Consider the following 11,509-nt stretch of genomic DNA (forward strand, 5'->3'; position numbering starts at 1 on the left):
GGGTTGCGGTTCGTCGTGCTCGACGGGCTGGCCAAACCGGGCCGTCTGGAAGGGCCGGACCCCTCACTGCTGGCGGCCGCCTACGCAGAAGGGGGGGGGGCCTGAGCGCCCGCGCCACGTGAATTCTGCTGTGCCGGCCCGTTACTGCTTGGGCTGGTCGGGATAGTCGACGGGCTGGGTGGTGTCGGCAGTCTCGTGGGCGCCGTTGGCGCTCACCGCGGCGAACACGTCGGTGTCGGCACGGTCGTCGGCGGCCAGGCCGTGGTGGCGCTGACGTGGCATCGGCGGGGCCTTGCGGTCCACCAGCCAGCGTCCCACCGTCACGCCGGCCACGCCGAGCAGGAACACCAACAGCGCGGTGAACGCCGCGAACGTGGTGACCTCGTTGAGCAGCGCATCGGTGTAGAGGCTCTTGTAGAACAACCCGATGAACCACGCCACCGCACCGCTGACGATCCCGGCGAACAGCCCGGCGATCAGCCAGGTCATCGCCATGTCGGCCCGACGATCCGGATCCGGGTTGCGGCGCGCGTCGTTCTGGCCGTCGATCAGGCCCCAGATCAGCACACCGATCCCGAACACCGTGACCAGTGCCAGGCTGAACCACGTGGCGTTGGCCGGCGAGGCGTTGATCAGTGCTCCTTGCAGTAAGCGCACGATGACCATCGCTGTTGCGAACACCACTCCGCGCAGTAACCACTTGCTCATGGGGGCACAGCGTAGCGAGTAGCGTCACAGACCGTGACTATTTCCCAGCGCAGGGATCGACTGCGGCGTCGGCTGGCGGACTCGGGCCTGGACGCGATGTTGGTGACTGACCTGGTCAACGTGCGTTATCTGTCCGGTTTCACCGGCTCCAACGCGGCGCTGCTGGTGCTCGCTGCCGATGCCACGCCGGTGTTGGCCACCGATGGGCGCTACCGCACCCAGGCCGCGCAGCAGGCGCCCGATGCCGAGGTGGTCATCGAGCGGGCCTGCGGAGTACACCTCGCCGGACGCGCCGCGCGCGGAGGCGCTGTCCGGCTGGGGTTCGAGAGCCATGTGGTCACGGTGGATGCCTTCACGGCGCTGACGAAGGCCGCCGGCGATTCGGTCGAGTGGGTGCGCGCCGCGGGCACCGTGGAGGCGCTGCGGGAGGTCAAGGACGCCGGTGAGATCGCGATGCTGCGGCTGGCGTGTGAGGCCGCCGACGCCGCGCTCGCCGAGCTGCTGGAGCGCGGCGGGCTGCGCCCCGGACGCACCGAGCGTCAGGTGCGCAACGAGTTGGAAGCGCTGATGCTCGACCACGGCGCCGACGGGCCGTCGTTCGAGACGATCGTCGCGACCGGGGCCAACTCGGCAATCCCGCACCACCGGCCGACGGACGCGGTGCTGGCGGCCGGTGACTTCGTCAAGATCGACTTCGGCGCGCTGGTGTCCGGCTATCACTCCGACATGACTCGCACGTTCGTCCTGGGTCCGGCCGCGCAGTGGCAACGCGACGTGTACGACCTGGTGGCCACCGCACAACAGGCCGGGCGGGACGCCTTGGCGCCCGGCGTCTCGCTGAGCGCGGTCGATGCCGCATCACGCCAGGTCATCGCCGATGCGGGCTACGCCGAGAACTTCGGCCACGGCCTCGGGCACGGCGTCGGATTGCAGATCCACGAAGCGCCGGGGATCAATGCCACCGCCGCCGGTACACTGCTTGCTGGCTCTGCGGTCACCGTTGAGCCTGGTGTCTACTTGCCCGATCGCGGCGGTGTCCGGATCGAGGACACCCTGGTCGTCGGAGAGGCGACACCCGACCTGCTTACCCGGTTCCCCAAGGAACTGGCCATCGTGTGACGAAAACTTAGGAGCTACCCCCTCATGGCATCGACTGCCGACTTCAAGAACGGGCTCGTCCTGCAGATCGACGGACAGCTGTGGCAGATCGTCGAATTCCAGCACGTCAAACCCGGCAAGGGTCCGGCCTTCGTGCGGACGAAGCTCAAGAATGTGGTGTCTGGCAAGGTGGTCGACAAGACCTACAACGCCGGCGTGAAGGTGGAGACCGCCACCGTGGACCGCCGCGACGCCACCTTCCTGTACCGCGACGGCAACGACTTCGTGTTCATGGATTCCGAGGACTTCGAGCAGCACCCGCTGTCGGAGGACCTGGTCGGCCGCGCCGCGGGCTTCCTGTTGGAGAGCATGCCGGTGCAGATCGCCTTCCACGAGTCCGCTCCTCTGTACCTGGAACTGCCGGTGTCGGTCGAACTCGTCGTCAGCCACACCGAGCCGGGCCTGCAGGGTGACCGTTCCAGCGCAGGCACCAAGCCCGCCACGATGGAGACCGGTGCAGAGATCCAGGTTCCGTTGTTCATCAACACCGGCGACAAGCTCAAGGTCGACACCCGCGACGGCAGCTACCTCGGCCGCGTGAATGGCTGACCATGCCTGACCGCCGTGGCGACCGGGGCCGTCACCAGGCCCGCAAACGCGCCGTGGACCTGCTGTTCGAGGCCGAGGCGCGCGGTCTGACTCCGGAGGCGGTGGCGGACGGCCGGATCGCGCTGGCCGAGGATCAGCCTGACGTCACCCCGCTCAACCCTTACACGGTGTCGGTGGCGCGCGGGGTGACCGAACACTCCGCGCACATCGACGATCTCATCTCGGCGCATCTGCAGGGCTGGACGCTGGAGCGGCTGCCCGCCGTGGACCGGGCGATCCTGCGGGTCGCGGTGTGGGAACTGCTGCACGCCGAGGATGTCCCCGAACCCGTCGCCGTGGACGAAGCTGTCGAATTGGCCAAAGAGCTGTCCACCGATGAGTCGCCCGGATTCGTCAACGGAGTGCTGGGTCAGGTGATGTTGGTGACTCCGCAGATTCGGGCCGCCGCGGCGGCCGTCCAAGGTGCCGTACAGGATCGGCCGGAGCAGTAGGGTCTCTGGCCCGGTTTACCTGTCATCGGCTTCCTCCTGGGGAATGAGTAGTTCCTCAGGGTGGAAGTGGTGGTTGACGGTGTCTTGGCCGGTGTCCATGAGAGGCGGCGGATGCCAGCGGACCCGACCGGTATTTGGGTCGACGCTGGTGGTCCAACCGAGGCCGACCAGTCGATTGTCGGGACCACAGCTCAACGCGAGGTCGGGGGCATCGGTCTGTCCGCCGTGTTGCCAGTCCGCCTTGGCGTGGTGGACTTGGCATTGGTCGGCCGGGGCGGTGCATCCGGGGCGGGTGCAGCCGCGGTCGCGGTTGTAGAGCAGGAGTCGTTGTGCTTTGGTGGCCAGTCGTTTGGTGCGGGCCATGTAGAGCGGTTCGGCGGTGTGGTGGTCGTACACGACGAGGTAGTGAAAACTGTGCGATGCCAAGCGGATGAGATCGCTCATCGGCATCCAGATGCCCGAACCCGTGACGGCGATACCTGCGCCGGCTTCGAGTTCGGCCAAGGTGGTGGAGACGACCACGGTGACCGGCAGGCCGCCATGTTGGCCGAGTCGTTCGGACATGAGTAGCTCGCGCAGGGCGACTTTGAGTGCATCGTGGTTGCGTTGGGACTGGGTGCGCGTGTCCCGGGCGGCTGCCTGCTCCTGGTCCCGCTGAGCTTGCGGGTCCGCGGGGATGTCGGGTGTGGTCCGGTCGTCGCTGTCGAATTCGTTAGCGCCGGTTCCGGATTCAGTCCCGGCATCGTCGGTGGCGCGGTCCTCCGGATAAGGTGTATCGCCGGTGGCCGCCGAGCCGCTCTCACGGGTATCGACCGGGTCGGCCGCGGGGTTGTGGACCGGGTCGGGATCGGCGGGGTTGTTCAGGCCGGGCTGGCCCCACGCGTCCGTGACTGTGGTCAAATAGGCCGCCGCCTCGGGATCCAGCCACCCCTGGACGTGCACCAGCCCGTCGGCGTCCTGCTTGCCGATCCGAAGCCCACGCAGGTGCGCCGCGATGTCGGGTCCGTCGCCGTCCTGGTTGAGCAGATACAGCAGTTTGGCGGCGGCGGCCTTGAGCGTTTCGGGGGTTTCGCGGGCTGCTGCGGCCGCCAGGTCTGTTTCGACCTGGACGAGTTCACCGGCGTTCAGGTACTTCTGCGCCTGTCCCAACGTGTCGCGAATGACGTTTACGTGTTCGGTGTTGATCGTTCCCGACTGCAGCGCCTGCGCGCATGCAGGCAGTATCGGCTCCAACACCTCGCCGGTGAGGCCATATCGCGGCCCGAGGTCGGCAGCCGCCGCCACTCGGCGTGACGCTTCCCTGCGGCTGATCCGCATCCGGGTGGCAAGGACATCGGTCCACGACTTCCCACCGATCTCTCGTGGACTGGTCCGCGCCATCAGCGCCGACTGAATGCGGTGATCGACCGTCGCCTGGGCACGGGCCTGCCGCTCGCGCTCGGACTGGATCGCCAGCAACTCCGCAGTGTCGAACGTCGTGAAGTCGACGTCGACCAGCGAAGCGGTCGCGGCGCGATGGCCGGCCAGCGCGGTCTGCACTGCGTCCCGGCTCTGCACCAACCCGACGTTCATGATTCGAACACTAGTTCGAACAACCGACAAGAATTCGCTGTTTGGGACCGATGTGGCCACAGTGACGAAAGATTTTTGAGCGGGCCCAAACGACGTTTCGATCATCGCGATTTGTAAATTTTCATCACGGCCGAGGTGGCGCAATGCGAGCTGCGACAGCGGTTTCGCCAGGTACCGAACGTCGGCTGGCGGCGCAATCAGTTAACCTGCGCAAACGGCAGATTCGCCGCACTGCGAGGCCTCCTGGATGCCCCTTACCTTGAGTGCGTGTCTTCCCAGCCCGAATCCAACCCTGTACCGCTGACGAGCCGACGTGCTCGCGCGGACCAGGCCCGTCAAGTCGCCGATGTGCTGCGTCATCAGATTTATGACGGCGCGTACGCCGGCGCCCTGCCGTCGGAAGCGGACCTGGCCGCCGAATTCTTCGTCTCGCGCAACACCGTTCGCGAAGCACTAGGAGTGCTCAAGCACGAAGGTCTGATCGAGCGGGGCACCAAGGTAGGCACCCACGTGGCGGCCCGCAAGTACGACCACGGGCTCGATGCCCTGGTCGGGCTGAAGGAAACTTTCAAGGACTACGGCGACGTCCGCAACGAGGTGCGTGCCGTGCAACGGCTCGCCGCACCTCCGGCGGTGGCCCGCAAGCTCGCACTCGAACCCGGGACGCAGGTGGTGTTCATCGAGCGTCTGCGCTACCTCGCCGACCTGCCGCTGTCTCTCGATCTGACGTACCTGGCTCCCGATATCGGGGAGCAGGTCATCGCGGATTCGCTGGAGAGCAACGACATCTTCGCGCTCATCGAGCGGGTCAGCGGATGCCGACTGGGCGGGGCAAGCCTTGCACTGGAAGCGGTTTCGGCCGATCCGCACACCGCCGCGACGCTGGAGGTGCCCAATGGATCGGCACTGCTGATGGCCGAACGGCTGACCAGTCTGGACGACGGCAGGCCCGTCGACTTGGAGTACATCAGGATGCGCGGTGATCGAATCACCATGCGCGGCAACCTCGTGAGGAGAGACGCATGACGCTGGTCAATCAGCGGGCCGATGTTCCGGTGACGATCGACGAATCTCTGTGTATCGAAGGCTGCACGTTGTGCGTGGACGTGTGCCCGCTCGATTCGCTGGCCATCAACCCCGACAACGGCAAGGCCTACATGCACGTCGACGAGTGCTGGTACTGCGGACCGTGCGCGGCCCGCTGCCCCACCGGCGCCGTCACCGTCAACATGCCCTATCTCATCCGGTAGAGGATCCGAAGTGAAAACAGCCCTGATCGCTCTGGCCGCCGGTCTGACGTTTGCGACCGCCGGTTGTTCCCTGGACTCGGCGACGAAGTCTGCCGACACCGTCGACGTCGTCGTCGGCTACCAGTCCAAGACCATCAACACCGTCACCGCGGGAACGTTGTTGCGGGCCCAGGGTTACCTGGAGCGTCGCCTGGCCGACATCACCACCCGGACCGGCACCAAGTACAACGTCACCTGGCAGGACTACGACACCGGCGCCCCGATCACCGCGCAGATGGTGGCCGAGAAGATCGACATCGGATCGATGGGCGATTACCCGATGCTGATCAACGGATCCAAGACCCAGGCCAACGAACGCGCGAAGACCGAAATCGTCTCCGTCACGGGGTACAACCCCAAGGGGGCGCTCAACATGGTTGTGGTGACGCCGGATTCACCAGCCAAGTCGTTGACTGACCTCGCCGGCAAGAAGATCTCGGCCAGCGTCGGGTCGGCCGGCCACGGCATGGTGGTGCAAGCGCTTGGCCGGGCCGGCATCGACGCCAAGACCGGCGTGGAGGTGCTCAACCAGCAGCCGCAGGTCGGCGCGTCTGCTTTGGAATCCGGTCAGGTGCAAGCCCTTTCACAGTTCGTCGCTTGGCCGGGTCTGCTGGTGCATCAGGGTAAGGCCAAGCTGCTGTATGACGGTGCCGAGCTGAACTACCCGACGTTGCACGGCGTGGTGGTGCGTCGCGCCTATGCGGCCGAGCATCCCGAGGTGCTCGACGCCTTCCTGCAGGCTCAACTCGACGCCACCGACTTCCTCAACACCAAGCCGCTGGAGGCCGCCCGCATCGTGGCCGAGGGCAGCGGCCTGCCGCAGGAGGTCGTCTACCTGTACAACGGCCCGGGCGGCACATCGTTCGACACCACGCTCAAGCCTTCGTTGATCGACGCGCTCAAAGGCGATGTGCCGTACCTGAAGTCGATCGACAACTTCGCCGATCTGGACGTGGCCGGTTTTGTGCAGGATGCGCCGTTGCGGGCCGCGTTCGCCGCGCGCGGGCAGGACTACGACAAGGCGGTGCGCTCGCAGACGAATCCTTCGGCGCTGAGCGGTACCGACCCGGTGTGCCAGCGGGCCGTCGACAACCCGGCGACCGCCGGCGAACTCTGGCTCGACGGGGCCGATACCACCACGGCCGCGGCCACTCCGGCCTGCCTGCTCAAGGCGATCCGACAGGCCGAAAGCGACGGCAAGAAGGTCCGAGCCGCATACGTGACCGACGCCGAGCTGGGCACCCGGTGGTTTGCGGACAAGTCGGTCTGGGTCCGCGTCCAGGCCGACGGCACCGAGGACTACCTGCCGTTCGGCACCCAGGCCGGGGCCGAACGCTACGTGGCGGCCCACCCGGGCAGTGTGGTGGTCGACTACCGGCAAGCCTTGGCAGGTGCGGTATGACGACCACCGACAGCGCTCCGGCAACGGTCGCCGACCGTCCGGCATCACCGGCCGCGCCCCGGCGTCGTGCCCCGTCGGTCTGGCCTCGTCGTCTGGTGCGGCTGGCGTCGGTCGTCGGCGCCGTCGTGCTGTGGCAGGTGCTGACCGTCAACGACGTTCGGCTGGGCCTGCGCTTCGACACCCTGCCGACGGTCACCGAAATCACTGCGGCCCTGGTGCATCGGCTCGGCACTCCCGAGTACTGGCTGGACCTGGGCCAGTCGCTGATCCGGATCCTCACCGGGTTCGGAATCGCGGCGATGGTCGGGGTGACCACCGGAATCCTGTTGGGACGCACGGCCTGGTTCGCCGACATCTTCGGGCCGCTGACGGAGTTGGCCCGGCCGATCCCGGCGATCGCCATGGTGCCGGTGGCCATCCTGCTGTTCCCCAGCGACGAGGCCGGCATCGTGTTCATCACGTTCCTGGCCGCCTACTTCCCGATCATGGTCAGCGTGCGGCATGCGGTGCGTGCGCTGCCGACCATCTGGGAGGACTCGGTGCGCACCCTCGGCGGTGGCCGTCTCGATGTGCTGCGGCAGGTGGTGCTGCCGGGGATTCTGCCCGGTCTGTTCGGTGGCCTCTCGGTCGGTATGGGGGTGGCCTGGATCTGCGTCGTCTCGGCCGAGATGATCTCGGGTCGCCTCGGCGTGGGCTACCGCACCTGGCAGGCGTACACGGTGTTGAACTATCCCGATGTGTTCGTCGGCATCATCACCATCGGCGTGCTCGGCTTCGTCACCGCCGCGGCGGTGGAACTGATCGGCCGCCGGGTCACCCGCTGGCTGCCGCGCGGTGAGGAGGTCACGAGATGAGCCCCACGGCCACCGCGACCGGGATGCGGCTCGAACTGGACGCGATCACGTTGTCCTACACCGGCGCCCCGGTGATCGAGAACCTCAGCCTCACAGTCAAACCCGGTGAGATCCTGGTGCTCACCGGACCGTCAGGCTGCGGCAAGTCGACCCTGCTGCGCGCACTGACCGGATTGCTCCGTCCCGACGCGGGCCGGGTGCTGGCCGACGGTGAACCCGTCACCACCACGTCGCGTGATCGCGGCATGGTGTTCCAGGACAGTGCCCTGCTGCCATGGCGTACCGTGCGGTCGAACATCGAGCTCGCGCTGCAACTCCGCGGCGAGCCGAGGGCCGGTCGCCGGGCGCGCGCGGACCGCTGGATCGATGAGGTGGGGCTGTCCGGGTTCGGCGACTTTCTGCCCAAGAGCCTCTCCGGTGGTATGCGACAACGGGTTCAGCTTGCCCGCGGCCTGGCCGGTGCGCCCCGCGCCGTGATGATGGACGAGCCGTTCGCCGCGCTGGACACCCAGACCCGGGCGGCCATGCAGCGCCTGTTGATCGACACCTGGCAGGTCCATCCCACCACGATCGTGTTCGTCACCCACGACGTCGACGAGGCACTCATCCTCGGTGACCGGGTCGCGGTACTCGGTCGCGCCGGACAGCCGTTGCGCGCCCTCGTCGAGGTGGGCCAGCCCCGAACCGACCATCCCGAACGATCCGCGCTACGCGCCGAGATCATCGCCGCCTTGGAGCAAAATGACTGACACCCTTGAGATCCCGGACGTTTCCGACGCCCTCCGGATCGACTGCGATGTACTGGTGATCGGCGGGGGTACGGCAGGCACCATGGCTGCGCTGACCGCGGCCGAGAACGGTGCCCAGGTGCTGCTGCTGGAGAAGGCCCACGTGCGGCACTCCGGGGCGCTGGCCATGGGGATGGACGGAGTCAACAACGCCGTGATCCCCGGAAAGGCCGAACCCGAGGACTACGTCGCCGAGATCACCCGCGCCAACGACGGAATCGTCAACCAGCGCACCGTCTATCAGACCGCCACCCGGGGATTCGCCATGGTGCAGCGGCTGGAACGCTACGGGGTCAAGTTCGAGAAGGACGAGCACGGCGAGTACGCCGTGCGCCGGGTGCACCGGTCCGGCTCCTACGTGTTGCCGATGCCCGAAGGCAAGGACGTCAAGAAAGCCCTGTACCGGGTGCTGCGCCAGCGCTCGATGCGGGAGAAGATCCGGATCGAGAACCGGTTCATGCCGGTGCGGGTTCTCACCGATGGCGGACGTGCGGTCGGCGCGGCGGCATTCAACACCCGCACCGGCGAATTCGTCACCGTGGCGGCCAAGGCCGTCATCCTGTCCACCGGTGCGTGCGGCCGGCTCGGACTGCCGGCCTCGGGATACCTGTATGGCACATACGAGAATCCCACCAATGCCGGTGACGGCTACGCCATGGCCTACCACGCCGGTGCCGAGCTGTCGGGAATCGAGTGCTTCCAGGTCAATCCGTTGATCAAGGATTACAACGGACCGGCCTGCGCCTATGTGGCCAACCCCTTCGGTGGTTATCAAGTCAACGCGCTGGGGGAGCGGTTCGTCGATTCCGACTACTGGTCGGGTCAGATGATGGCCGAGGTCAAGTCTGAAATCGAATCGGCGCGCGGACCGATCTACCTCAAGGTCAGCCACCTGCCCGACGAAACCTTGACCACGCTGGAGAACATCCTGCACACCACGGAGCGGCCCACCCGTGGAACGTTCCACGCCAACCGGGGACACGACTACCGCACACATGACATCGAGATGCACATCTCCGAGATCGGTTTGTGCTCAGGACATTCCGCATCCGGGGTGTGGGTGGACGAACATGCCCGTACCACGGTGCCGGGCCTGTATGCCGCAGGCGACCTGGCGTGCGTACCGCACAACTACATGATCGGCGCGTTCGTCTACGGCGACCTGGCCGGGGAACACGCGGCGTCCACACTGGCAGACGTGGCCGCGCCCCAAGAGCTTCCGGCCAATCAGGTGGCCCAGGCCCACGATCTCATCTACCGACCGCTGCGACACCCGGACGGCCCGCCGCAGCCACAGGTCGAGTTCAAGCTGCGACGGTTCGTCAACGACTATGTGGCCCCGCCGAAGACCGCTACCAAACTGTCCATCGCAGTGCAGACTTTCGAGCGGATGACCGCCGAGGTGGAGGGTATCGGGGCGCGTACGCCGCACGAGTTGATGCGGGCTGCGGAGGTGTCGTTCATCCGGGACTGCGCGGAGATGGCCGCGCGCTCCTCGCTGACCCGGACCGAATCGCGGTGGGGCCTTTACCACGAGCGGGCTGATCTGCCCGAGCGTGACGACACGCAGTGGCGTTATCACCTCAACCTCTACAAGGACGCCGACGGCGCCATGCAGTTTGTGAAACGGCCGGTGGCACCGTATTTCGTCGCGGTGCCCGAGCTCGACCACCTCACTTCGCAGGACCCGGTGACCACCGTCGAACAACCCCACCTGCACGGTGGCCGGGCGCCTTCGGCCGAACGGTCCCGGGTGCGTACCGCGACCTCCGCCCAGCCACCGTCACCGCGGATCGTCGCGGTACTGGCCCTGGAGGAACCGTCGCTGGCGGATCTGGCCGGCTACCTTCAGGATGCGGACGCCGGTGTGCGCCGCACCGCGGTCGCCACCCTCGTCGAGCATCTGCCGCACGGATACCAGCCGGCGCTGGTGGCCGCCCTGGCCGACGGCGACGCCGGGGTGCGGCGCGAGACCGCCAACGCCGTGCGGGAACTCGTCGAGGTACTGCCCGAGCCCGGAGCCTTCAGCGATCGACTGGCCTCGGCGGACCCGGTGGTGCGTGCCGTCACCGTATATCTGTTGAGTTCCCGGCGCGCCGGCAGCGCCCAGTCGTATCGAGCCGCGCTCACCGACACCGATCACCGGGTACGGATCGAGGCGGTCCGAGCCCTGGTGTCGGTCGACGATCACACCGGTGTCGCGGCCGCCACGACCGACGAGAACCGGGAGGTGCGGATCGCGGCGGTGGGTGGTCTGGCCACCCTGCGTGCCGGTGCCGACGCGGTACGCGTGGCGCTGGACGATCCCGATCCGCTGGTGCGGGCGGCGGCGCTGGCCTCGCTCGGTGCGGTCGGTTGCACCGGCGACGATGTGGTCAGCGTCGAGAAGGCGTTCACCGAATCGGCCTGGCAGATCCGCCAGGGGGCAGCGCGGGCGTTGGCCGGCGCCGAGCCCGAGGTCGCGGTGCCCACCCTGTCACGGGCACTGGAGGACCGGCATCTGGATGTCCGCAAGGCGGCGGTACTCAGCCTGAGCCGGTGGGCGGATTCGGATTCGAGCGCGCGGCAGGCCCTCACCGCGGCATTGGAAGACAGCGATGCCGATGTTCGCGCGTATGCCCGCCAAGCCCTTGCCGGGTGAGCGGCACGTTGTCAGAACGCCGGCGCCATCGAAGTTGGTCGTTACCGCTGCCAACGG

At 67.2% G+C, this 11,509-nt stretch carries 12 protein-coding genes; 10 read left to right on the forward strand and 2 right to left on the reverse strand.

The genetic code is table 11. The features are described 5' to 3' along the window. Window positions 1-105: hypothetical protein (locus tag A5733_RS27960; RefSeq protein ID WP_233152704.1), on the forward strand; the 105-nt coding region annotated here is incomplete at its 5' end. 36 nt (window positions 106-141) lie between these two features. On the opposite strand, the gene A5733_RS15345 is transcribed toward A5733_RS27960, so the two are convergent. Continuing rightward, window positions 142-708, reverse strand: coding sequence for a B-4DMT family transporter (locus tag A5733_RS15345; RefSeq protein ID WP_067766064.1), 567 nt, complete (start codon window positions 706-708; stop codon window positions 142-144). A gap of 33 nt (window positions 709-741) precedes the next feature. Here A5733_RS15345 and A5733_RS15350 point away from each other — a divergent pair, with 33 nt between their 5' ends. Genes A5733_RS15350 through nusB form a run of 3 tightly spaced genes read left to right on the forward strand, consistent with a single transcriptional unit; the run spans window position 742 to window position 2,906 of the window. Continuing rightward, on the forward strand, window positions 742-1,827 hold the full coding sequence (locus A5733_RS15350) for an aminopeptidase P family protein (RefSeq protein WP_076240724.1): 1,086 nt from the start codon (window positions 742-744) through the stop codon (window positions 1,825-1,827). A gap of 24 nt (window positions 1,828-1,851) precedes the next feature. Next, entirely contained in the window at window positions 1,852-2,415 is a 564-nt protein-coding gene (efp, locus tag A5733_RS15355; protein ID WP_067766058.1) for an elongation factor P, read from the forward strand. Between the two features lie 2 nt (window positions 2,416-2,417). Then, the gene (gene nusB / locus A5733_RS15360; RefSeq protein WP_067766055.1) at window positions 2,418-2,906 is read left to right on the forward strand and encodes a transcription antitermination factor NusB; all 489 of its coding nucleotides are present in this window, start codon (window positions 2,418-2,420) and stop codon (window positions 2,904-2,906) included. Window positions 2,907-2,921: 15 nt separating this feature from the next. Here the strand turns inward: nusB and A5733_RS15365 are convergent, their stop codons facing one another. After that, window positions 2,922-4,478 carry an HNH endonuclease signature motif containing protein gene (locus A5733_RS15365; RefSeq protein ID WP_158070616.1) on the reverse strand — a complete coding sequence of 519 codons (1,557 nt, stop codon included), beginning with the start codon at window positions 4,476-4,478 and terminating at the stop codon, window positions 2,922-2,924. A gap of 267 nt (window positions 4,479-4,745) precedes the next feature. On the opposite strand from A5733_RS15365, the gene A5733_RS15370 reads away from it, so the two are divergent. The 6 genes from A5733_RS15370 to A5733_RS15395 are packed head-to-tail and all read left to right on the forward strand — an operon-like array spanning window position 4,746 to window position 11,452. Beyond that, window positions 4,746-5,504: a GntR family transcriptional regulator gene (locus tag A5733_RS15370; RefSeq protein WP_076240743.1), complete on the forward strand. Its 759-nt coding sequence runs from the start codon at window positions 4,746-4,748 to the stop codon at window positions 5,502-5,504. Then, a complete protein-coding gene (locus A5733_RS15375; protein ID WP_067766052.1) occupies window positions 5,501-5,728 on the forward strand; it encodes a ferredoxin family protein in 228 nt (75 codons plus the stop codon). Before A5733_RS15370 ends, A5733_RS15375 begins: the two co-directional genes overlap by 4 nt. A gap of 10 nt (window positions 5,729-5,738) precedes the next feature. Beyond that, window positions 5,739-7,169, forward strand: coding sequence for an ABC transporter substrate-binding protein (locus A5733_RS15380; RefSeq protein ID WP_076240725.1), 1,431 nt, complete (start codon window positions 5,739-5,741; stop codon window positions 7,167-7,169). Beyond that, window positions 7,166-8,023 (forward strand): ABC transporter permease, encoded by an 858-nt coding sequence (locus A5733_RS15385; protein WP_076240726.1) that lies wholly within the window; start codon window positions 7,166-7,168, stop codon window positions 8,021-8,023. The genes A5733_RS15380 and A5733_RS15385 overlap by 4 nt, the downstream gene beginning before the upstream one ends. Then, window positions 8,020-8,772: an ABC transporter ATP-binding protein gene (locus A5733_RS15390; RefSeq protein WP_076240727.1), complete on the forward strand. Its 753-nt coding sequence runs from the start codon at window positions 8,020-8,022 to the stop codon at window positions 8,770-8,772. Before A5733_RS15385 ends, A5733_RS15390 begins: the two co-directional genes overlap by 4 nt. Then, window positions 8,765-11,452 (forward strand): fumarate reductase/succinate dehydrogenase flavoprotein subunit, encoded by a 2,688-nt coding sequence (locus A5733_RS15395; RefSeq protein WP_076240728.1) that lies wholly within the window; start codon window positions 8,765-8,767, stop codon window positions 11,450-11,452. Before A5733_RS15390 ends, A5733_RS15395 begins: the two co-directional genes overlap by 8 nt. The last annotated feature ends 57 nt before the right edge of the window (window positions 11,453-11,509 follow it).

Source organism: Mycobacterium sp. NS-7484 (assembly GCF_001953975.1).
Classification (GTDB): Bacteria; Actinomycetota; Actinomycetes; order Mycobacteriales; family Mycobacteriaceae; genus Mycobacterium.